Here is a 21,336-nt window from a genome sequence, read left to right on the forward strand (position 1 = left end):
GCCCCACCACCGACCACCACGGCCCCACCACCGACCACCACCGCCGCACCACCGACCACCACGGCCCCACCACCGACCACCACGGCCCCACCCACCAGTCAGGCCCCGGGGAACGACACCTCGACCGGGAGCAACGACACCGGCGGGGACGGCAGCGACGGCGGGACCCCCGAGGGTGACACCGGCGGCGACGCCGGCGCCGCCGGCTGATCCGACGGCTGGGTCACCGACACCGGCCACCGATGCCGGGAGCGCGCCGGACGAGGAACCCCCGAGGCCCGGTCACGTGTCGGGCGTCCCCGCCGCAGCGGCGTACCGGGCGGCGAGGGCTCGGAGGTGGTCGCCCATCTCCGGCGGGGAGAGCACGGTGAACGGCGCGCCGGTGACGCCCAGCGCCAGCGCGGCCCAGTCGAGGTCGTCGCCCTCGATCCGCACGCGGCAGCCGTCCCCGTCGCCGGTCACCGTGGCCCAGCGGCCGATCCGCCGGCGCACCTGATCGGCCGGCGCGGCCACGGTCGCCTCGACGACGTACCGGGCCCAGGCACTGCCGATCCGCTCACGCACGTACGCCGCCGCGTCCTCGGCGGGGAAGCGGCGCGGACCGAAGACGGCGCCGGTGCCGCGCGGGGAGTCGAGCCGGTCGAGCCGGAACACCCGCCAGTCGCCGCGGTCGAGGTCGTGCCCGACGAGGTACCAGCGCCGGCCGAGCGCGACCAGCCGGTGCGGCTCCACGGTGCGCTCGGTGCGCCCCCGGCCGGGCGGGGTGTAGCCGAAGACGGTCCGCTCGGTGTCGCGGCAGGCCAGCGCGACGGCGGTGAGCACGGCCGGGTCGACGACGTCCCGGGGCGGGCCGTCCCACCCGCCCGGCACGGTCATCGCCCGCAGCGCCTCGACCCGCCGCCGCAGGCGGGCCGGCATCACCTGCGCCACCTTGGCCAGCGCCCGCACCGACGTCTCGGCCATCCCCGCCACCGGCCCGCCGGCGACCGCCTGCAGCCCCAGCACCAGGGCCACCGCCTCGTCGTCGTCGAGGAGCAGCGGCGGCAGCGCCGCACCCGGGGCGAGCGCGTACCCGCCGTCCACCCCGCGGGAGGCGGCCACCGGGTAGCCGAGCCCGCGCAGCCGGTCGACGTCGCGGCGCAGGGTGCGCACCGAGACGCCGAGCCGGCCGGCGAGGTCGGGCCCCGGCCAGTACCGGCGCGACTGCAGCAGGGACAGCAGCCGCAGCGTGCGGGCACCCGGGTCGCTCATGCCGCCATCGTGACCGACACAGCGGACAGGATCTGACCGCTTTCGGCGAGATGCTGGTCCCACCCCGACGACGAGTCCACCGGAGGACACCGTGACCGCTCCGACCGCCCTCGGCACCGAGCGCGCCGACCTGCTCGAGACCCTGCGGACGCACCGCGCCTTCCTGCGCTTCACCGTGCGCGGGCTGACCGACGAGCAGGCCACCCGCCGCACCACCGCCAGCCAGCTGACCCTCGCCGGGCTGGTCAAGCACGTCGCCTGCACCGAGGCGACGTGGGCCGACTTCGCCGTCCGCGGGGCGGAGGCCTTCGCCGCCACCACCCCCGAGGTGTGGGCGCAGGAGTGGGTGCTGCAGCCCGGCGAGACGCTGGCGAGCGTGCTGGCCTCCTACGAGGAGGTCGCCGCCCGCACCGACGAGCTGGTGCGCACCATCGACCTGGACCTGAGCCACCCGCTGCCCGAGGCGCCGTGGTTCGAGCCGGGCGCGGTCCGCTCGGCCCGGCGGACCTTCCTGCACCTGGTGGCCGAGACCGCCCAGCACGCCGGGCACGCCGACATCCTGCGGGAGTCGCTCGACGGCCAGAAGACGATGGGCTGACGACGGGCCGAGCGGCTAGTCCTCCAGCGGGGCGCGCTCGAGCTCGGCGACCCGGGCCGCGGCGCGCTCGCGCTCCCCCGCCGCCCGCCGCGCGACCCGGTCGGCTGCCGTCGCCTGCCGGGCCGCCCGGCCGGCGTCGGCCCCGGCCGCGACCGCCTCCCCGCGGACCCGTTCCAGCTCGGCGGCCAGCTCCTCGGCCCGCGCCTCCAGTCCGGCCTGCCGCTCGGCGGCGCGGTCGGCCCGGTCGTGCGCGGCGCGGGCGGCCTCCTCCGCCTGCTCGGCGGCCGCGGCCGCGGCGTCGGCCTCCTCCCGGGCGTCGGCCAGCTCGCGCTGCCGGCGCTGCTCGGCCGCCCGCCGGCGCTCCTCCGCCGCCCGCCGGGCCTCCTCCTCGGCCCTCCGCCGCCGGGCGGGGACCGGCGCCGCCGGCTCGGCCCGCGCCGGCGGCACCAACCGCAGGTCCGGCCGCACGCCCAGCCCCGTGCCGCGGTAGGACAGGGGGCCGGTCAGCCGGCCGGCCAGCAGCGCCTCCCCCGCCTCCGGATCGACCAGCGCGGCGCGCAGCGTCTCCTGGACCTGGTCGGCGACGGGGTCCGACAGCGGGTGACCCAGCCGGGCGGCCACTCCTCGCGCCTGGCGGGTGAGCGCGGTCAGCAGCCGGGAGCGCTGCGTGCCCAGCGCCCGCAGCTCGTCGCCGGCCAGGGTCTGCTGGGCCTCGCGGAGCAGGTCGCCGAGCTCGACGAGGCCGGCGATCTCGTCGGGCTGCTCCCGGACCAGCGCGTTGCACGCCCATGCGGCCGTCGACGGCTTGCCGAGCGCCCCGATCCGCCCGGCCAGCGCCCGGTCGCCGGTGGCCCGCGCCCGGCGGGCCGCCTCGGTGCGGGCGGCGACGAACTCGCCGGGCGGCAGCGCGTACAGCTCGTCGGCGACCTCGTCGAGGTCCACGGCACCTCCCGCTCCCGTCCGGACGTCGCCCGCCGACCCTGCCACGGCGACGCGGGGAAGACAGCGGGCACGGGGAGGCGTTGCCGCCGTCGTCCCGGAGGTGGTCGACTCCAGGCGCTCCCGGACACAGGACGACGAGAGGGGTGGCGGGATGACCACGTGCGGGCACCTGGACCAGATCCGGGACGTGACGCCGGACTCGACGGAGGGCTGCACCGACTGCCTGGCCATCGGGTCGACGTGGGTGCACCTGCGGGAGTGCCTGTCGTGCGGGCACGTCGCGTGCTGCGACTCCTCGCCCAACCGGCACGCCACCGCGCACGCCGAGGGCAGCGGACACCCCATCATCCGGTCCTTCGAGCCCGGTGAGGACTGGCGATGGTGCTATCCCGACCGGGCGATCGTCTGAGGTGGAGCTGTCGCTCGTCGGCCTGCTGGCCGGCTCCTTCGCGGTCACCGCGCTGGCCCGGCGCGTGGGGGTCTCGCCGCCGCTGGTGCTCGTCGTCGCCGGGCTCGCGCTGTCGTTCGTGCCGGGCGTCCCGGACTACGCGCTCGACCCGGAGCTGATCCTCACCCTGGTGCTGCCGCCGCTGCTCTACTCGGCGGCGCTGGACAGCTCCTACCTGCGGCTGCGGGCCAACCTGCGGGCCATCGGCATGCTCGCCGTCGGCGCGGTGCTGTTCACCACGCTCGCCGTCGGGCTGGCCGCCTGGTGGCTGGTGCCGGGGCTACCGCTGGCGTCGGCGCTGGTGCTCGGGGCGGTCGTCGCCCCGCCCGACGCCGTGGCGGCCACCGCCGTCGGCCGGCGGCTGGGCCTGCCGCGCAAGGTGATGACCATCCTCGGCGGCGAGAGCCTGGTCAACGACGCCACCGCGCTGACCGCGTTCCGGGTGGCCGTCGCGCTCGCCGCCGGTGCCGGGTACGGCATCGCCGAGGGTCTGGGCGTCTTCGCGCTGGCTGCGGCCGGCGGCGCGGCGATCGGCTGGGCGCTGGGCTGGCTGGTGCACCGGGTGCGGCTGGCGCTGGGCGACGGCGTGCTGGAGAGCGCGCTGGGCCTGCTGGTGCCCTTCGTCGGCTTCGTCGTCGCCGAGGAGGTGCACGCCTCCGGGGTGCTGGCGGTGGTGCTCGCCGGCCTCTACCTCGGGCACCGCTCACCGCAGGCCGACCCGGTCGCCCGCCTGCAGGACCGCGCGGTGTGGCAGGCCGCCGACACGGTGCTCGAGGCGACGGTGTTCGCGCTCATCGGCCTGCAGCTGCCCGCCGTCGTCGCCGGCGTGGGTCCCGACCTCGGCACGCTGACCGCCGTCGGGCTGGCCCTGGTGCTCGTCGCGCTGCTGGCCCGCGTCGCCTTCGTCTTCCCCACCGCGTACCTGCGCCCCGTCGCCCGCCGCCGGCCCGGCTGGGTCCCCCCGCCCTGGACGCACGCCGCGGTGGTCTCCTGGGCCGGCATGCGCGGCGTGGTCTCCCTCGCCGCCGCGGCCGGCATCCCGCTGACCACGATGTCGGGCGACCCGTTCCCCGGCCGCGCCGAGGTGCTCTACCTGACCTTCGTGGTCACCGTGGGCACCCTGCTCCTGCACGGGCTGACGCTGCCCGCGGTGATCCGCCGCCTCGGCGTGCGGGCCTCCGAGGACTCCGCCGACGCACTGGCCGAGGCGCAGGCGCAGTCCGACGCCGGCCGGGCCGCGGCCGCCCGGCTCGACGAGCTCGACGACGGCGACCCGCTGCACGCGCAGGCGGTCACCGAGCTGCGGCAGCGGATCGAGGCGCGCACCAACGCCGCGTGGGAGCGGCTGGGCGGGCCGGTGCCGGGCGGCGGCGAGACGCCGTCCGCGCGCTACCGGCGGCTGCGCCGGGCCATGCTCGAGGCCGAGCGCGAGGTGTTCGTCCGCCACCGCGACCAGCGGCGCATCGACGACGAGGTGTTCCGGCGGGTGCAGCACGAGCTCGACCTCGAGGAGGTCACGCTGCTGCGGGAGTGACCCCTTCCCGCCTGCGGGGTGCCGGTGGCACGGTGGCACCGGGAGGACGGCGCGGTCCCCCGGGGGAACGTCCTGTCCCGACCACCCGGAGGTCCGCCGTGGTCCCCTCCCCGCACACCCAGCCCAGCGCCGCCCCGGCGCACGTCGGCCCGCCGACGGTGCTCTTCGTGGGCGCGCGCGACGCCGCCACCTCGCAGATGGCCGCCGCGCTGCTCGCCACCCACGCCGCCGGCCGGGTGCACGCGCTGTCGGCCGGCTCGGCGCCCGCCGTCCGCGTCGACCCGGCCGCGGTCGCGGCGATGGCCGAGGTCGGCATCGACCTCACCACCCGCTTCCCCAAGCCGCTGACGGCCGACGCGGTGCTCGTCTCCGACGTGGTGGTCACCCTCGGCGGGGCCCAGCCCTGCCCGGTGCTGCCGGGCACCCGCTACCTCGCCTGGCCGGTCGAGGACCCCTCCAGCCGCGACGTCGCCGGCGTCCGCCCGGTGCGCGACGAGCTCGACCGCCGGGTCCGCGGCCTGCTCACCGAGCTCGGCTGACCGGCCTCACGTCCGGCCGAGGGCGCCCAGCTATTCCGCGCGGGCGGCACGCAGCAGCGCGGGCAGCCGCACGTCGGCGAGCACGTCGGCGCTGCGGACGGCGACCTTGCGGAACGACCGGCCGGTGCCCGCCAGCAGCCCGCCGTCGAGGCCGTCGGCGACCAGCGCGGCGCCGCGGTTGAAGCCGAGGTCGAGGTGCCGGTCGTAGACGTCGAGGCCGTAGCCGACCGTGCGCTGGTGCGGCCACACCACGCGGACGACGTCCGGGTCGGCACCGCGGACCAGCGCGTCGGGGGCCCGCACGAGGTCGGCCGTCGCGGGCGGCAGCGCGGCGAGGAGCGCGTCCCAGGTCTCGTCCACGACCACCCGTCCTGCCCTGGCCCTAGGCTGGCCGGGTCCGTCCCGGCGGCTCCCCGGAGGTCCCCCGTGTGGCTGCGTCTGCTCGGTTTGCTGCTCCTCGTCTGGCTCGTCGTCACCGTCGTCGGGTGGGTGGTGGAGGGGTTGTTCTGGCTGGCCGTGGTCGGCCTGGCGCTGTTCCTGGTGACCGGCGCCCTCGGGGTGCGGGAGCGCACCCGCCGCTGACCGGCGCTCAGCGGGGCGAGCGGCCGCTGAGCACGAACCCGTTGCCGTCGGGGTCGCGGAAGACCGCCTGCCGACCCCATGCCTCGGTGGTCAGCGGCCCCTCGAAGCGCACCCCCGCCGCCGACAGCCGCGCGTGCTCGGCGTCGACGTCGTCCACCTCGAACACCACGCCCTGCAGCGCCCCGGGCGGCATCTGCTCGAACCAGGTGACCAGTGACAGGGACGCCGCCGCGCCGGGCGCCCCGACCTGCACCCAGCGCGCGCCGGGCGCGAACTCGGCGTCGGTGAGCACCTGCAGGCCCACCTGCACGGTCCAGAACCGGACGGCGGCCTCCTGGTCGCTGACGGGGACGGAGACGACGGTGACGTCCACGGGGACCTCCTCGCTCACAGGACCCGTGGAGTCAGTGTCGGGGCGGGCACCGACACTGACGGCCTCCGGGCGTGCCGGTGCCCCGGCCGCACGGGCGCCAGGCCGGGGCACCGGGTCCGGGGCTCAGTGCGCGGCGGCCACCGCGGCCGGCCGGCTCAGCCGCACGCCGGCCGCGGCCGCGACGCTGACCGCGCCGAGCAGGGCCAGCGCGGCGCCCAGGCTGCCGAGGGCCCCGGTGAGCCCGAGGACGACCAGCGGGCAGGCGAACTGGCCGATGAAGACCGCCGAGGTCCAGACCCCGGTGGCCCGGCCCCGCTGTTCGAAGGCCAGTGAGCCCAGCGCCCAGGACAGCATCGAGGGCAGCAGCAGGCCGTTGCCCAGGCCGGTCACCACGGCGGCGACGACGACGGCGGGCACGGAGTCGGCGAACCCGAGACCGAGCAGGCCCACGCCGGAGAGGGCGAACGCCGCCGGGACGGTGACCGCCGGACCGAGCCCCGCCAGCCGGCCGAAGGCGAAGGCGCCGGCCGCGGTGCCCAGGGAGCCGATCGCGCTGATGGCGCCGATGACCCCGGTGGACTCCACGCCGATCGCGTCGAGCGTGAAGGACAGTTCGACGATGAGCACGTAGAACACCAGGCCGCCGACGAGGGTGACCCCGACCGGCAGGCCCAGCTGCGCCCACGGCAGGCGGGGCAGCCGCTCCGACCGCGCGACCGGCGTCGGCTGCCAGACGTACCGTGCGGCGGCCACGGCCAGCGGGAGGCTGACGGCGTAGAGCCAGAACGGGGTCCGCCAGTCCTGGGCGCCCAGCGCGCCTCCGAGGCCGAAGAAGACCGTCGCCGAGACGGTGGTGAACACGACCTGCAGGCCGAAGTAGCGCTCACGCGCCGGACCGGAGAAGTAGTCGGCGAGCAGCGTGGTGCAGCAGGTCATGATCGCGGCCTCGGTGAGGCCGACGAACACCCGGCTGACCACGATCAGCTGCAGCGAGTCCAGCCACAGCGGCGCGGTGCCGGCGAGGGCGTAGGCGACCAGGGAGCCGACGAGCAGCCGCTTGCGGCCCACCCGGTCGACGATGCGGCCGGCGACCACCGCGGTCAGGCCGATGACCAGCGCGGGCGCGGTGAGCACCACCGGGGTGAGCGTCTCCACGCCGGGGGTGCCGGCGAAGGCGTCCTGGATGCGCGGCAGGACCGGAGCCAGCAGCACGGCGCCGAGCACGCCGAGGCAGCTGGAGAGCAGGAGCACGAGGGCCTGCGCGCGGCCGGCGGGGCGGCCGGTGGCGGGGTCGACGGCCACCTCGTCGGGAAGGGGTGCGGCGTCGCGGACTGACACGGGCGTCTCCGGGAGGACAGGCGCCGGTCCCGGTGACCGGCATCACTGACCGGCGAGTGTCAGGACAGCGGACGCGGAGCGGAAATCACTTCTCCCGGGGTGCGGTATCACCCAGGTCGATACCCGTCCGGGCACCCGGCGAGACGGCCAGCTCGGCGGCCCGGGAGACCAGGTCGCGCAGGTACCGGTGCTCGGGGTCGTCATCGAAGACCGGGTGCCACCACATCGCCTCGACCAGCGGGCCGGCCTCGAACGGCGGCGGCAGCGCCCGGATGCCGGAGCCGAGGGGCAGCAGGTCGACCAGCCGGCGCTGCAGCAGCGCGACGCGGTCGCTGCCGGCGACCAGCGCCGGCACGGTTAGGAAGCTCTCGTTGACCACCTGCACGCGCGGCTCGATGCCCAGCTGGCGCATCTGCCGGGCGGCCGGCGTCGAGGCGGTCTGACCGTGGTAGGTGGCCACCCAGGGCAGCTCCTCGAGGTCCTCGACGGTCAGCCCGCGGTCGACCACGGGGTTGTCCGCGGCCACCACGCAGACCCACTCGTCGCGGTAGAGGTCGCGGTGGGACAGGTCGGCGACGAAGCCGTGTGGCAGCAGCAGGAGGTCGGTGGCCAGCAGCACCTGGTGCGCGCTGTCGACGACCGCCGGCGAGTGGGGGGTCAGCCGCAGCCGGGTGCGCGGCGCCTCCTCGGCGAGCAGCCCGGCGATGGTGTCGCCGAGGACGACCACCACGTAGTCGCTGACCAGCACGGAGAACTCGCGGGTCGAGGACGCCGGGTCGAAGCCGGGCTGGGCGGTGAACACCCGCTCGACGCCGGACAGCGCCACGCGCACCAGCTCGCGCAGCTGCACGGCCAGCGGCGTGAGCCGGTAGTCGTTGCCGACGCGGGTGAGCAGCTCGTCACCGAAGTGCCGGCGCAGCCGGGCCAGCGAGGCCGACAGCGCCGGCTGGGACAGCCCCATCTGGGCGGCGGCGCGGGTGACGCTGCGCTGGGTCAGCAGGGCGTCGAGGGACACGAGCAGGTTGAGGTCCAGGCTCGCGAGGTTCACGGTCGGCACGGTATCGGCGCTGTCTATGACCCCCATCAGACATCTCGTCTTCCCCCCCTCGCCGGGGTGACCGACCGTGGTCCGCGTTCCGACGAGAGGACGCAACCGTGCCCGACCGCACCTGGCTCGACGCCGCAGAGCTCGACCGCACCGACCCCGAGGGGGCGATCGCGGCGGCGGCGGAGCGCTGCTCCAACTGGGGCCGGTGGGGCGCCGACGACGTCCTGGGGACGCTGAACTTCCTCACCGCGGACAAGCGGGTCGAGGCCGCGCGACTGGTGCGCCGCGGCGTGGCGTTCTCGCTGTCGCAGCGCTTCGACGCCGACGGGCCGCAGAAGGGGTGGCGGCGGCGGACCAACCCGGTGCACACCATGCTCGACACCGGCACCGACGCCGAGCGTGGCGTGCAGGGCTTCCCGCACGGCATCGGCGGCGCCGACGACGTGATCACGATGCCGCTGCAGGCTTCCACCCAGTGGGACGGCCTGGGCCACATCTTCGACCACGGCGACGCCTGGAACGGCCGCCGCGCGGGCGACGTCGTCACCAGCCTCGGCGACGCCGTCACGGGCATCGAGACCGTCGCCGACCGCATCGCCGGCCGCGGCGTGCTGCTCGACGTCGGCCGGGCGCTGGGCACCGACGGCGAGCTGCCCGACGGGTTCGCCATCACGCCGGCGCACCTCGAGGCCACCATCGCCGCCCAGGGCGAGAGCGCTCGCGTCGGCCGCGGTGACCTGCTGCTGGTGCGCACCGGCCAGCTGGCCCGCGTCCGCCGCTCGGTCGCCGCGGGCACCGGGTGGGGCGACTACGCCGGAGGCCCGGCGCCCGGCCTGAGCTTCACCAGCGCCGACTGGCTGCACGCCACCGAGATCGCCGGCGTCGCCACCGACACGTGGGGCTTCGAGGTGCGGCCCAACGAGTTCGACATGGCCTTCCAGCCGCTGCACCAGGTGGCCATCCCGCACACCGGCCTGTTCCTCGGCGAGCTGTGGGACCTCGACGCGCTCGCGGCCGACTGCGCCGCCGACGGCGTGTGGGAGTTCTCCCTGACCGCCGCCCCCCTGCCCGTGACCGGCGCCGTCGGTGCCCCGGTCAACCCGATCGCCGTCAAGTAGGAGCCGACATGCCCGCCGTCAGCAGCGTGCTCGTGGTCGGGGCCGGCCTCGCCGGTGCCGCCACCGCCATCCGCCTGGCCGAGGCCGGCGTCGCCGTCGACCTGGTCGAGATCAGGCCCGACACCGCCGCCCTCGGCTCGGGCATCACCCTGCAGGGCAACGCGCTGCGCGAGCTGCGCACGCTCGGCGTCTGGGACGAGGTGGCGGCCGCGGGCTACGCCTTCGACGTCACCGGCATCCGGGCGCCGGACCCGGCCGGCACCGTCGTCGCCGAGATCCCCGACGCGCGCACCGGCGGCCCGGACCTGCCCGCCGTCATGGGCATGCCCCGGCCCGAGCTGGCGCGCATCCTCACCGAGCGCGCCGCCGAGGTGGGCGTGAAGGTGCGCTGCGGGACGACGCACACCGCGCTGGCGCAGGACGACGACGGCGTCGACGTCACCTTCGCCGACGGCTCGACCGGCCGCTACGACCTCGTCGTCGGCGCCGACGGGCTGCGCTCGTGGACCCGCCGCGCCATCGGCGTCGAGCTGGAGACCCGGCCGGTGGGAATGGGCATCTGGCGGGCGTTCGGCCCGCGGCCGGCGAGCGTCACCCGCACCGACCTCTACTACGGCGGGCCGTCGTTCATCGCCGGCTACTGCCCCACCGGCGAGGACAGCCTCTACGCCTACGTCGTCGAGCCGGCGCAGGACCGCTCCACGCTGACGCCGGAGGAGCAGCTGGCCACGATGAGGGAGCTCGCCGCGGCCTACCACGGGCCGTGGGACGAGATCCGCGAGCAGCTCACCGACCCGTCCCGGGTGAACTACACCTGGTTCGAGACGCACGTGCTGCCCGCGCCGTGGAACCGCGGCCGCGTCGTGCTGATCGGCGACGCCGCGCACACGTGCCCACCCACCATCGCCCAGGGCGGGGCGATGGCCCTCGAGGACGCCTACGCCCTGACCGACCTGCTGCTCACCCGCAGCGCGCTCGACCAGGACCTGTGGGACGCCTTCCACGCCCGCCGGTTCGAGCGGGCGAAGACCGTCGTCGACGCCTCCAACCAGCTCGCCCGGTGGCAGCTCGACCACGTGCAGGGCGACATCCCGGGGCTCATGCGCTCCATCGCCCAGCTCGTCGCCCAGCCCGCCTGAACGGAGGAGGATCCCCATGACCCGGCGCCTGATCACCCACCTGCGGCACGTCGACCTGGCCGTGCCCGACCTGCGCACCCAGCAGGACTTCTTCACCACCACCTGGGGCCTCACGGTCGAGCACAGCGACTCCGGCCTGACCTTCCTCGCCGCGGAGGGCTCCCCCGAGCAGTACGTCGTCCGGCTGCGCGAGTCCGCCGACAAGCGCATCGACCTGATCAGCTTCGGCGCGAAGGACCGGGCCGACGTCGACACCCTCGCCGGCGACCTGGCCCGGGACGGCGTCCAGCTGGTGCACGAGCCGACCGACCTGCAGACCCCCGGCGGCGGCTACGGCTTCCGCTTCTTCGACAACGAGGGCCGCACGATCGAGGTCAGCTCCGACGTCGCGGTGCGGCAGCACCGGGCCATCGAGGCAGGCGAGTCGATCCCGGTGCGCCTGTCCCACGTGGTCGTCAACTCCGCCGACCCCGAGGGCACGGTCGCCTTCTACGACAAGCACCTGTCCTTCGCGCTGTCGGACACGCTCGTGCACCCGCGGATGGGCTCGATGATGTGGTTCCTGCGGACCAACGCCTGGCACCACTCCATGGCGATCGCCCGCGGGCCGCACGCCTCGCTGCACCACGCCAGCTTCGAGCTGCGCGGCATCGACGAGTACATGCGCGGCACCGGCCGCCTGCTGCGCCAGGGCGTGGAGAAGATCTGGGGGCCGGGCCGGCACCTGGCCGGCAACAACACCTTCTCCTACTTCCTCGACCCGCACGGCAACACCGTCGAGTACACGACCGAGCTCGAGACGGTCGACGAGGACACCTGGCACCCGCACCTCTACGACTTCAGCAACCCCGAGGTCTCCGACCAGTGGGGCACGGCGAACGCGATGAACGAGTTCGTCGCCAGGAAGTCCTTCAACGACCCGGACAAGGGCCTGTTCGTGGCCCCGCCGGTCTGATGCGCTTCGCCACCTGGTCCTCCGGGGGCACCGTGCGGGGCGGCGTCGTCAGTGACGCCGGGCTGCACGCCCTGCCGGAGGGGACGACCGTGCTCGACGTCGTGCGCGCGGGCCTGCCCGCCGCGCTCGAGGTCGGGTCCGAGGCGCTGCGGGGCCCGGCCGTGCCGGTGGACTCGGTGCGGCTGCTGCCGCCGCTGCAGGCGCCGACGGTGCGTGACTTCGTCGCGTTCGAGGAACACGTCGAGGGTGTGCGCAAGGCCGTCGACGGCGTCACCGGCGTGGTCGACGAGTGGTACCAGGCGCCCACGTTCTACTTCACCAACCCCTACGCGCTCGTCGGCGCGCACGACGACGTCGCGGTGCCGCCGGGATCGCAGCGGTTCGACTTCGAGATCGAGGTCGGCGTCGTGGTCGGCCGCGACGGCGCCTCCCTGACGCCGGAGGAGGCCCGCGGGCACGTCTTCGGCTACACGGTGCTCAACGACTGGTCGGCCCGCGACCTGCAGGCTCGCGAGATGCGGGTCAACCTCGGCCCGGCCAAGGGCAAGGACTCCGCGACGACGCTGGGCCCCTGGCTGGTGACCGCCGACGAACTGGAGCCGTACCGCGACGGCGAGGGCTTCCTGGCCCTGGAGATGCGGGTGTCGGTCAACGGGGAGGAGATCGGCCAGGACCTGCTGTCCAACATGGGCTGGCCCTTCGAGGAGCTCATCGCCTACGCCTCCCGCGGCACGGAGGTGCGCGCCGGCGACGTGCTCGGCTCGGGCACCTGCGGCAACGGCGGCTGCCTGGCCGAGCTGTGGGGCACCCGCGGCGAGGCCGCTCCCCCGCCACTGCGGCCCGGCGACGTCGTGGAGATGACCGTCGAGGGCATCGGCACGATCCGCAACCGCGTCGTGGAGGGCGTCGAGCTGCCGCCCGTCCGACCGGCCCGGCCCCGTCCCCGCGCGCGCACGCGCACCGCCTGAGAGGACCCCCGTGTTCGAGTACTTCCCCACCGGCCCCTACACCTGGAACCTCGGCGTGGTCGCCACGCTGAACTCCGGCGGGCTGATCGACGAGGTCGACCGCGCCTGCCGGCCGATCAAGGACGCCGCGAACGCCGGCGAGGACGCCGGGACGCCGGACTTCCTGCGCGCCTGGACCGCGCTGACCGACCAGCTCGTCGGCCAGGCCGAGGAGGCGGAGAAGGCGGGGCACGTGCGCACCGCCGGGCAGCTGTGGTCCCGCGCGAGCAACTATCTCGCGCAGGCCGAGCGGATGCTCGCCTCCTCCGACCCGAACCGGGTGCCCACCTACCGGCGGATGCTGGAGATCGCGCAGAAGGCGTTCGAGACGCACAGCCCCCGCGTCTCCCGGGTGGAGGTCCCCTACGAGGGGACGACGCTGCCGGCCTACTTCAGCCAGGCCCCGGCCGCCGACGACGGCCCGGTGCCGGTCGTCGTTCTGGTCAACGGGCTGGACTCCACCAAGGAGCACATGTACGCGTCGGACCACTGGGCGGAGCTGGCCGCCCGCGGCATCTCCTGCCTGATGCTCGACCAGCCCGGCACCGGCGAGGCGCTGCGGCTGCAGGGGCTGACCGCCCGGGTGGACACCGAGGCGTGGGGCGCCGCCGCCGTCGACTTCCTGTCCGCCCGGTCCGACGTCGACGCGTCGCGGATCGGGATCGTCGGCTGGTCGCTCGGCGGCTACTACGCCCCGCGGGCGGCGGCGTTCGAGAAGCGGTTCGCGCTGTGCGTGGCGTGGGGCGCCAACCACGACTGGGGTGCGGTGCAGCGCCGCCGCCGGCAGCGCGAGGGCGAGCGCCCGGTGCCGCACTACTGGGAGCACGTGCTGTGGGTGTGGGGGCACACCGACCTCGACGCGTTCATCGAGTTCGCCGACCAGGTCAACCTCGAGGGCGTCGTCGAGCAGATCACCGTGCCGTTCCTGGTCGCGCACGGCGCCGACGACCGGCAGATCCCGCTGGAGATGGCGCACCGCTCCTACGACCAGGCGGTCAACTCGCCCAAGCGGGAGCTGCGGGTGTTCACGCCGGAGGAGGGCGCCACCGAGCACATCGGCCTGGACCACCTGCCGTACGTGAGCACCTTCGTGGCCGACTGGGTCGCCGACACCTTCGCCGAGCTGGCCGCGCAGCGCGGTTGACCGCCGGGTGTCGACCTGCTGCGGTCCCCGGCCTCAGCAGGGCGCAGCAGGTCGGCACCAGGCGCTCACCAGAGCTCGATGGAGCGGGTGAACACCCCCGCCAGGTCGTCCTCGGTGACGTCGCGCGGGCAGGTGGCCAGCAGCCGCTGCTGCTTCATCGCGCCCTCGACCAGCGACGGCACGTCGCCCTCCCCGAACCCGACGGCGCCGATCCCGTTGGGGATGTCGATGTCGCGCATGAGGTCGGTCAGCACCGTGGGCAGGAACTCGGCGGGCTCGTCGGGGGTGCCGGCGTTGGGCGCGAGGAGCGACGCGGCGCGCAGGTGCCGCTCGGGCGCGGCCTCGAAGGTGAACCGGAAGGCCTCCGGCGCGGTCAGCGCCACCGACATCCCGTGCGGCACCATCGCGTGGTCGGCCGGGTAGTCCTTCGGGTGGAAGTCGCGCACCTGACCGGCGATCGGGTAGGCGTTGGCGTGCGGCACGTGCACGCCGGCGTTGCCGAAGCCCATGCCCGCGAAGGTGGCCGCCATCGCCATGTCCGCGCGGGCCTGCCGGTCGTCGCCGTGGCGCACCGCCCGCCGGAAGGAGCCGGCGAGCAGGGTGAGCGCCTTCTCCGACCACATGTCCGAGATCGGGTTGGACCCGCAGTAGGGCACCCGCTGCTCCGGGGCCTTGCGGTCGTAGGTGGTGTACCAGCGGGCGGTGTAGCTCTCCAGCGCGTGGCAGAGGATGTCCATGCCGGAGGCCGCGGTCACCCCGGCCGGCTGGGTGAGCGTCAGCTCGGGGTCGATGACGGCGAGGGTGGGCCGCAGCCACGGGTGGCTGATGCCGGACTTCACCTTCTGCGCGAGCACGTCGAGCACGCAGATGGTGGTGCTCTCCGAGCCGGTGCCCGTCGTCGTCGGGACGGCGACCAGTGGCTTGAGCTGGTGCTCCGGGGCCCGCCCCTTCCCCACCGGCACGTTGACGTAGTCCATGAGCTCGCCGGGGTTGGTGCTGAGCAGGTCGATCGCCTTGGCCGTGTCGATGCTCGACCCGCCGCCGACGGCGACGAAGGCGTCCCACGGCCCCGACGAGCGGGCCTCCTCGACCGCCGCGGCCAGGCTGGCGTCGGTGGGCTCGACGTGCGAGCCGTCGTAGACGTGCGCCTCGATGTCGAACCGGGCCATCTGGTCGGCCACCCGCTGCGGCAGCCCGGTGGCCGCCACCCCCGGGTCGGTCACCACGAGGACCCGCCGGACGCCGAACCGGCTCAGGTCGTAGCCGATCTCGTCGGAGGCGCCGCTGCCGAACTTCAGCTGCGGCGCTCCGTAGGTGAAGACGGACTCGGACGTCGGGTTGCTCATGGCGGGTCCTCCCCGGGGCGCGGTACCGGTCGCGGGCAGCGTCGCACGCCGCGGGGACCCGGGCCACGCCTCAGCCGAGCAGCGGCCGCAGGTTCTCCGTCCACACGTCCCAGCCGAGCCGGGCGATCAGCGCGGTCACCACGACGAGGAAGACCCCGCGGACGAAGCCGGTGCCGCGGCTGGTGGCCGTGCGCGAGCCCAGGTAGCCGCCGAGGGTGTTGGCCGCGGCCAGCAGGAGCCCCAGGCCCCACACGACCGACCCGTGCGGCACGAAGAACCCCAGCGCGCCGAGGTTGGTGGCGACGTTGACGATCTTCGCCTTGGCGCTGGCGGACAGGAAGTCGTAGCCGAGCAGCGCGACGAGGGAGAACACCAGGAAGGAGCCGGTGCCGGGGCCGAGGACGCCGTCGTAGAAGCCGATGACCGCGCCGACGCTGAGCGCGGTGCCGTGGTGCCGGCGGCCGGTGTGGCGCAGCGCGGTCACCTCGCCGAGCGCCGGGCGGAACGCGGTGAACAGCGCGATGCCCACCAGCGCGACGACGATCACCGGCTTGAACACCGCGGCCGGCAGCAGCGCCGCCACCGACGCGCCGCCGAAGGACGCCACCAGGGCGACGCCGGCCATCGGCAGCGCGGTGCGCAGGTCGGGGCGCACCCGCCGCTGGTAGGTGATGGCGCTCGTCGTGGTGCCGAACACCGAGGCCAGCTTGTTCGTGGCCAGCGCCTGCACCGGGGACAGGCCCGGGACCAGCAGCAGCGCGGGTAGCTGCAGCAGGCCGCCGCCCCCGACGACGGCGTCCACCCAGCCGGCGGCCAGCGCCGCGACGAGCACGGACGCGAGCACCCACGGCGTCAGCCCGTCGGGGAGGAGGACGTCGCTCACGGGGTGCCAGCCTCCCCCAGCCCCGGCCGAGCGGAACGCCGGGGTCCGGCGTTGCGGCCGGTGGCCGGCGGCGGTGGGATGACCCATGGCGCGCGCACGGGCCGACGGGCCGGCGGCCAGCGAGGCCGACTCCCCGCACCGGATACCGCTGCGGGACTGGGGGCCCGTCCTCCGCCGCGTCCTCCGGCACGCGCTCAGCGACCGGCTCATGGTGCAGGCGGCGGGGGTGGCCTTCTTCGCCGTCCTGTCCGTCGCGCCGGTGCTGGTGACCGCCGTGTCGGTCTACGGCGCGGTGAACACCCCGGAGGACGCCCTCCGACAGCTGTCCGGCGTGGCCGGCATGCTCCCCGAGGACCTGCGGTCGGTGGTCGCCGACCAACTGGTCACGGTCACCACCGCCTCCGGGCAGGTGCTCACCTTCCGCGGCCTCACCGGCCTGGCCGCGGCGCTCTACACCGCCACGACCGCGATGACCTACCTGATCGACGGGCTGACGCTGGCCTACCACGAGGAGGAGACCCGCGGGTTCCTCCGGCGCAGCGCCCTCGCCCTCGCCCTCGTCCTCGGCGGCGCGGTCCTGCTGGCCGCCGTGTTCACCGTGGCCGGGGTCGTCCCGGGCGTCGTCGACGGGGCACCCGGCGCGGTCCGGGCCGCCGTCCCGGTGCTGGCCTGGGTCGCGGCCGCGGCGCTGATGACCGGGGTGCTCGCCGTCCTCTACCGCCTCGGGCCCGACCGGAAGCAGGCCCGCTGGCGGTGGACCAGCCCCGGCTCGATCGCGGTCACCGCGCTGTGGCTGCTCACCACGGTCGGCTTCTTCGCCTACGTCAGCAGCCTGGGCAGCTACGCGGCGACCTACGGCTCGCTGGCCGGCGTGGCGATCAGCATGTTCTGGCTGTGGGTGACCGTCTTCCTGGTGTTCCTGGGCGCGGCGGTCAACGCCGAGGCCGAGCGGCAGACGGCGCGCGACTCGACCGTCGGCCCCGAGCGCCCGCTGGGCGAGCGGGGCGCGGTCGTCGCCGACAGCGTGCCGCCCTACCCCAGTGAGCGCTGACGGCGGCCCCGCTCAGGCCACCTGTCTCGGGCCACCTGTCTCAGGCCACCTGGAACGAGCGCCTGGCCAGGCCGATGAAGAAGCCGTCGACCGTGGTGGTGACGCCGGCGGTCGGGTCGGTCGCCGCGCCGAGGGTGACGAACAGCGGCGTGAAGTGCTCGACCGTCGGGTGGGCGTAGCGCAGTCCGGGCGCCCGCAGCCGGAACCGGGACAGCTCCTCGACGTCGCCACGGCCGAGCGCGTCGGCGGCCCAGGCGTCGAAGTCCGCCGACCAGTCCGGCACGGCGCCGCCGAGCATCTCGCGCGTCAGGTACGGCAGCCCGTGGGTCATGAAGCCCGACCCGACGACGAGCACGCCCTGCTCGCGCAGCGGGCGCAGCCGCTCGCCGAGGGCCAGCAGCGTGGCGGTGTCGTGGGTGGGCAGGCTCAGCTGCAGCACCGGGACGTCGGCCTCGGGGTACATGACCTTCAGCGGCACCCAGGCGCCGTGGTCGAGGCCGCGGCTGCGGTGCTCGTGCACGTGCGCGGTCCCCGGCAGCACGGCCAGCAGCTGCCGAGCCAGGCCGGACGCCTCCGGGGTGTCGTAGCGCATCGCGGAGTACATCGGGTCGAAGCCACCGAAGTCGTAGACCAGCCCGGTCGGCGCGGTGCTGGTGACACCGAGCGAGTCCGACTCCCAGTGCGCGCTGACGATCAGCACCGCGCGCGGCCGGGGCAGCGCGCGGGCCCAGGCGGCCAGCTGCCGCATCCACGGCGTGTCCTCGAACAGCGGCGGGGCGCCGTGGGAGAGGTAGAGGGCGGGCAGCGGGCCGTCGTCCGGCGTCCAGGACCGGTGCGGTCCGAGGCCGGCGACGTGCCGCAGGTGCGCGGCGAAGGGGTGGCGGGGGTCGATGCGCGCGTCGGCGACGGCGGTGGGGTGCACGGGGTCTCCCGGGGTCAGCCGGCCAGCGGCAGGTCGAGGGTGTGGGCGGTGTGGTCGCGCTGACGGCCAGGTAGCGGGCGTTGGCGGCCGAGAGGTGGACGCCGGTGGGCACCCGCTCGGTCACCGCGACGCCGAGCAGCTCGAGCTGGGCGGCCTTGTCGGGGTTGTTCGACAGCAGCCGCACCCGGTCGGCGCCCAGCGCGGTCAGCATCTGCGCGGCGGCGGTGTAGTCGCGCTCGTCCTCGCCGCGGCCGAGGGCCAGGTTGGCCTGGTAGGTGTCGAGGCCGGCGTCCTGGAGGGCGTAGGCGTCGAGCTTGGCGTACAGGCCGATGCCGCGGCCCTCCTGGCGCAGGTACAGCAGGACGCCGCCGGCGTCGGTGATGAGCTCGGCCGCCTCGCGCAGCTGCGGCCCGCAGTCGCACCGCTGGCTGCCGAGCACGTCGCCGGTCAGGCACTCGCTGTGCGGGCGCACCAGCGGCGCCTCGCCGCCGGCCGCGCCACGGTCGACCGCGCCGCGCCAGTCGCCCAGCCCGAGGGCCAGGTGCTCCCTGCCGTCGGCCAGGCCGGCGAAGGTGAACACCTCGGCGGTCGTGCCGTACCCGTCGGCGAAGCGCAGCGGGACGGTCACCCGGGTGCGGACGGTCGCAGGCGCCGGGGAGGCGGACACCGGTTCCGCGCCGAGGGGGAGGGTCATGCCGGCCTCCAGATCACTTGTACCTACAAGTGAGGACTGTAGCCCACAGAGGTTGAAGCTACAAGTACTCGGGTGGGACGATGCCGGTGTGGAACCGCGGTGGCTCAGCGAGGACGAGATGGCGGCGTGGCGGCGGCTGGTCGCCGTCGTCGAGCTGCTGCCCGGCGTCCTCGACGGCCAGCTGCGCCGCGACGCGCAGCTGACCCACTTCGACTACCACGTGCTCGCGGTGCTGTCCGAGGCGCCGCACCGGGTGCTCCGGATGACCGACCTGGCCGCGCGCACCAACGCCACGCTCCCCCGGCTCTCCCACGTCGTCCGCCGGCTGGAGGAGCGCGGGCTGGTCGAGCGGGCGCCCTGTCCCTCCGACGGCCGGGCCACGAACGCGCGGCTCACCGAGGCGGGCTGGGCGAAGGTGCGCGAGACCGCGCCCGGCCACGTCGCCACGGTCCGCGAGCACGTGGTCGACGCGCTCACCCAAGAGCAGGTCACCCAGCTCGCCGGCATCGCCGACGCCCTGCTGCGGCGGCTGGATCCTGACGGCCGGCTGACCGGGGCGCTGGACCGGGCCGGCCCCGGCTAGGGCCTGTCCTGCGGATCTTCGCGGAGCCAGAGGACGACGGCGGCGAGGACGAGCAGAGCCCGGTAGTAGGCAGCTCGTTTGGCGTAGCGAGTGGCCAGGGCACGGAACTGCTTGAGCCGGGCGAAGCAGCGCTCGATGACGTTGCGCCGGGCATAGACCGCCCGGTCGCAGTTCGGTGGGCGGCCGCCGGTGGAGCCCTTGGCCCGGCGGTGGGCGAGCTGGTCGCTGCGCTCCGGGCAGGTGAAGCGGATGTGCCGGGCGCGCAGCGCCGCGCGAGTGGAGGGATGGGAGTAGGCCCGGTCGGCCAGCACCCGCTCCGGCCGGCGGCGCGGGCCGCCGGGACCGCGACGAGCCACCCTCACCTGCTCCAGCAGCGGCAGCAGCTGCGGATTGTCGCCGGCCTGCCCGGCGGTGAGCAGCACGGCCATCGGCAGGCCGCGCCCGTCGACGGCCAGGTGCAGCTTGGTGGTCAGTCCACCGCGGGAGCGGCCGAGGGCTTCGCCGTCGACGGCGAGGACCTCGACCGGAGCGCTGCAGCCCCCTTTTTCCGCGCTCCGGCGGCGTGCTGATGAGCGCGCACGGAGCTGGAGTCGACGCTGAAGGTCCACTGCACCGCGCCGACCGCGTCGTCCTTGATCACCACCTCGGTGAGGATCCGGTCCCAGGTGCCATCGGCGGTCCACTTGCGCAGTCGCTCGTGCGCGGTCTTCCACGGCCCGTAGCGCTCGGGCAGGTCCCGCCACGGCACGCCGGTCTCGGCCTGCCACAGAATCGCGTTGATCACCTGCCGGTGATCCCGCCACCGCCCGCCCCGACGCCCCGTGGCAGGCAGCAGCGGCTCGATCCGCGCCCAGGCTGCATCGGTGAGTTCATGCCGGCCGACCATGAGTCAGCCTGACCCACACCGACGAAAGATCGCCAGGACAGGCCCTAGTCCGTCGTCGAGCGCACCAGGCGGCGGACGCCGGCCAGCCACCGCTCCGGGTCGGCGGCCTTCTGCGCCCAGTAGGTGGCCACCTCGGGGTGCGGGAGGATCAGGAACCGCTCGTCGGCGAGTCCCTCGACCACCGACTGCGCGACGTCCTCGGGCGTGATCACCCGCCCGGAGGCGGCGACGACGGCGGCCGCCGACCGGCCCTGCTCCAGCGGGTCCATCAGCAGCGGCGTGCTCACCCCGAGCGGGCAGACACAGCTGACGCCGATGCCGCGGTCGCCGTAGGTGACCGCCAGCCACTCGGCCAGCGCCACCGCGCCGTGCTTGGTCACCGAGTAGGGCGCGTCCCCGGGCGTGGTGAGCAGGCCGGCGGCCGAGGCGACGTTGAGCAGGTACCCCGAGCCGCGCTCCAGCATTGACGGCAGCACTGCACGGGCGGCGTACACGTGGGCGAGCACGTTGACCGCGAACACCTGCTCCCACACCGCGGTCGCCGCCTCCAGGCCCTCTCCGGAGAACACACCGGCGTTGGAGCAGAACAGGTCGACCCGGCCGTGGGCGGCCACCGTCCGCTCCGCCAGCGCGGCGACGGCGGCCTCGTCGGTGACGTCGGTGGTGTCGGCGGTGCCGCCGACCTCACCGGCGACGCGTTCGGCGGCCGCGCCGTCGCGGTCGCTGACCACGACGGCGGCGGCTCCCTCGGCGGCGGCGCGCCGGGCCAGCGCGGCACCGATCCCGCTCCCGGCCCCGGTGACGACGACGACGGCGTCCTGCAGCTGCATGCCCGTGTCCTACCCCGGTCCCCGGCCCACCGCGCGACGACGGTCCGGAGCGGCGTCCGCGGCCGGGGCGTCGGCACCGGCAGGATGCGCTCCGGTCCGTCCCGCAGCCGCGCGGGACGGCTGAC

22 protein-coding genes and 2 pseudogenes are annotated in these 21,336 nt (G+C 75.4%); 12 read left to right on the forward strand and 12 right to left on the reverse strand.

Features of this window, described 5'->3' with window-relative positions; all coding sequences use genetic code 11:
- Window positions 1-282 precede the first annotated feature (282 nt).
- Window positions 283-1,251 (reverse strand): helix-turn-helix transcriptional regulator, encoded by a 969-nt coding sequence (locus tag BMZ33_RS20420; protein ID WP_091115712.1) that lies wholly within the window; start codon window positions 1,249-1,251, stop codon window positions 283-285.
- A 91-nt stretch (window positions 1,252-1,342) separates the two neighbouring features.
- Between BMZ33_RS20420 and BMZ33_RS20425 the strand changes: the two genes are divergently transcribed.
- Complete coding sequence (locus BMZ33_RS20425) at window positions 1,343-1,849, forward strand: DinB family protein (RefSeq protein ID WP_091115715.1); 507 nt, start codon at window positions 1,343-1,345, stop codon at window positions 1,847-1,849.
- A gap of 15 nt (window positions 1,850-1,864) precedes the next feature.
- Here BMZ33_RS20425 and BMZ33_RS20430 read toward each other — a convergent pair whose 3' ends face one another.
- Window positions 1,865-2,791, reverse strand: a complete 927-nt coding sequence (locus tag BMZ33_RS20430; RefSeq protein ID WP_091115718.1) for a hypothetical protein — start codon at window positions 2,789-2,791, stop codon at window positions 1,865-1,867.
- A gap of 151 nt (window positions 2,792-2,942) precedes the next feature.
- Here BMZ33_RS20430 and BMZ33_RS20435 point away from each other — a divergent pair, with 151 nt between their 5' ends.
- From BMZ33_RS20435 to BMZ33_RS20445, 3 genes are all read left to right on the forward strand, one after another.
- Entirely contained in the window at window positions 2,943-3,200 is a 258-nt protein-coding gene (locus BMZ33_RS20435) for a ubiquitin carboxyl-terminal hydrolase 14 (protein ID WP_091116008.1), read from the forward strand.
- Between the two features lies 1 nt (window position 3,201).
- A complete protein-coding gene (locus BMZ33_RS20440; RefSeq protein WP_091115722.1) occupies window positions 3,202-4,773 on the forward strand; it encodes a Na+/H+ antiporter in 1,572 nt (523 codons plus the stop codon).
- Between the two features lie 98 nt (window positions 4,774-4,871).
- On the forward strand, window positions 4,872-5,312 hold the full coding sequence (locus BMZ33_RS20445) for an arsenate reductase/protein-tyrosine-phosphatase family protein (protein WP_169064635.1): 441 nt from the start codon (window positions 4,872-4,874) through the stop codon (window positions 5,310-5,312).
- Between the two features lie 30 nt (window positions 5,313-5,342).
- Here the strand turns inward: BMZ33_RS20445 and BMZ33_RS20450 are convergent, their stop codons facing one another.
- Window positions 5,343-5,672, reverse strand: a complete 330-nt coding sequence (locus BMZ33_RS20450; protein WP_136697373.1) for a hypothetical protein — start codon at window positions 5,670-5,672, stop codon at window positions 5,343-5,345.
- Between the two features lie 66 nt (window positions 5,673-5,738).
- On the opposite strand from BMZ33_RS20450, the gene BMZ33_RS23560 reads away from it, so the two are divergent.
- The gene (locus BMZ33_RS23560) at window positions 5,739-5,894 is read left to right on the forward strand and encodes a hypothetical protein (protein WP_169064636.1); all 156 of its coding nucleotides are present in this window, start codon (window positions 5,739-5,741) and stop codon (window positions 5,892-5,894) included.
- Window positions 5,895-5,901: 7 nt separating this feature from the next.
- Here the strand turns inward: BMZ33_RS23560 and BMZ33_RS20455 are convergent, their stop codons facing one another.
- The 3 genes from BMZ33_RS20455 to BMZ33_RS20465 all read right to left on the reverse strand — a co-directional run bounded on the left by BMZ33_RS20455 (window position 5,902) and on the right by BMZ33_RS20465 (window position 8,653).
- Window positions 5,902-6,267, reverse strand: coding sequence for a VOC family protein (locus tag BMZ33_RS20455; RefSeq protein WP_169064637.1), 366 nt, complete (start codon window positions 6,265-6,267; stop codon window positions 5,902-5,904).
- 123 nt (window positions 6,268-6,390) lie between these two features.
- Window positions 6,391-7,605: an MFS transporter gene (locus tag BMZ33_RS20460; RefSeq protein WP_091115733.1), complete on the reverse strand. Its 1,215-nt coding sequence runs from the start codon at window positions 7,603-7,605 to the stop codon at window positions 6,391-6,393.
- 85 nt (window positions 7,606-7,690) lie between these two features.
- A complete protein-coding gene (locus tag BMZ33_RS20465) occupies window positions 7,691-8,653 on the reverse strand; it encodes a LysR family transcriptional regulator (protein WP_091116015.1) in 963 nt (320 codons plus the stop codon).
- Window positions 8,654-8,760: 107 nt separating this feature from the next.
- On the opposite strand from BMZ33_RS20465, the gene BMZ33_RS20470 reads away from it, so the two are divergent.
- Genes BMZ33_RS20470 through BMZ33_RS20490 form a run of 5 tightly spaced genes read left to right on the forward strand, consistent with a single transcriptional unit; the run spans window position 8,761 to window position 14,016 of the window.
- Entirely contained in the window at window positions 8,761-9,771 is a 1,011-nt protein-coding gene (locus BMZ33_RS20470) for a cyclase family protein (RefSeq protein ID WP_091115736.1), read from the forward strand.
- An 8-nt stretch (window positions 9,772-9,779) separates the two neighbouring features.
- The gene (locus BMZ33_RS20475; RefSeq protein ID WP_091115740.1) at window positions 9,780-10,910 is read left to right on the forward strand and encodes an FAD-dependent oxidoreductase; all 1,131 of its coding nucleotides are present in this window, start codon (window positions 9,780-9,782) and stop codon (window positions 10,908-10,910) included.
- Window positions 10,911-10,926: 16 nt separating this feature from the next.
- The gene (locus BMZ33_RS20480; protein WP_091115743.1) at window positions 10,927-11,865 is read left to right on the forward strand and encodes a VOC family protein; all 939 of its coding nucleotides are present in this window, start codon (window positions 10,927-10,929) and stop codon (window positions 11,863-11,865) included.
- Window positions 11,865-12,833, forward strand: coding sequence for a fumarylacetoacetate hydrolase family protein (locus tag BMZ33_RS20485; RefSeq protein WP_091115747.1), 969 nt, complete (start codon window positions 11,865-11,867; stop codon window positions 12,831-12,833). Before BMZ33_RS20480 ends, BMZ33_RS20485 begins: the two co-directional genes overlap by 1 nt.
- A 10-nt stretch (window positions 12,834-12,843) precedes the next feature.
- Window positions 12,844-14,016, forward strand: a complete 1,173-nt coding sequence (locus tag BMZ33_RS20490) for an alpha/beta hydrolase family protein (RefSeq protein ID WP_091115752.1) — start codon at window positions 12,844-12,846, stop codon at window positions 14,014-14,016.
- A gap of 65 nt (window positions 14,017-14,081) precedes the next feature.
- On the opposite strand, the gene BMZ33_RS20495 is transcribed toward BMZ33_RS20490, so the two are convergent.
- Window positions 14,082-15,362 (reverse strand): hydroxyacid-oxoacid transhydrogenase, encoded by a 1,281-nt coding sequence (locus BMZ33_RS20495; RefSeq protein ID WP_091115756.1) that lies wholly within the window; start codon window positions 15,360-15,362, stop codon window positions 14,082-14,084.
- 70 nt (window positions 15,363-15,432) lie between these two features.
- Window positions 15,433-16,245, reverse strand: coding sequence for a sulfite exporter TauE/SafE family protein (locus BMZ33_RS20500; protein WP_169064638.1), 813 nt, complete (start codon window positions 16,243-16,245; stop codon window positions 15,433-15,435).
- Between the two features lie 85 nt (window positions 16,246-16,330).
- On the opposite strand from BMZ33_RS20500, the gene BMZ33_RS20505 reads away from it, so the two are divergent.
- Complete coding sequence (locus BMZ33_RS20505) at window positions 16,331-17,296, forward strand: YihY/virulence factor BrkB family protein (RefSeq protein WP_091115763.1); 966 nt, start codon at window positions 16,331-16,333, stop codon at window positions 17,294-17,296.
- Window positions 17,297-17,336: 40 nt separating this feature from the next.
- Here the strand turns inward: BMZ33_RS20505 and BMZ33_RS20510 are convergent, their stop codons facing one another.
- Window positions 17,337-18,218: a dioxygenase family protein gene (locus BMZ33_RS20510; protein WP_091115767.1), complete on the reverse strand. Its 882-nt coding sequence runs from the start codon at window positions 18,216-18,218 to the stop codon at window positions 17,337-17,339.
- Window positions 18,219-18,333: 115 nt separating this feature from the next.
- A pseudogene (locus tag BMZ33_RS24740) lies at window positions 18,334-18,912 on the reverse strand (GTP cyclohydrolase II); the annotation flags it as partial.
- 88 nt (window positions 18,913-19,000) lie between these two features.
- On the opposite strand from BMZ33_RS24740, the gene BMZ33_RS20520 reads away from it, so the two are divergent.
- The gene (locus BMZ33_RS20520) at window positions 19,001-19,495 is read left to right on the forward strand and encodes a MarR family winged helix-turn-helix transcriptional regulator (protein WP_169064639.1); all 495 of its coding nucleotides are present in this window, start codon (window positions 19,001-19,003) and stop codon (window positions 19,493-19,495) included.
- Here the strand turns inward: BMZ33_RS20520 and BMZ33_RS20525 are convergent.
- Together BMZ33_RS20525 and BMZ33_RS20530 are read right to left on the reverse strand one after the other, a co-directional pair.
- Window positions 19,492-20,381 (reverse strand): annotated as a pseudogene (locus BMZ33_RS20525) (IS5 family transposase). The gene BMZ33_RS20520 and the pseudogene BMZ33_RS20525 sit on opposite strands and share 4 nt — an antisense overlap.
- A gap of 44 nt (window positions 20,382-20,425) precedes the next feature.
- Complete coding sequence (locus BMZ33_RS20530) at window positions 20,426-21,211, reverse strand: SDR family oxidoreductase (protein WP_091115771.1); 786 nt, start codon at window positions 21,209-21,211, stop codon at window positions 20,426-20,428.
- Window positions 21,212-21,336 lie beyond the last annotated feature (125 nt).

The sequence above is a fragment of the Geodermatophilus dictyosporus genome (genome assembly GCF_900115505.1).
In the GTDB taxonomy this organism is placed as follows: Bacteria; Actinomycetota; Actinomycetes; order Mycobacteriales; family Geodermatophilaceae; genus Geodermatophilus; species Geodermatophilus dictyosporus.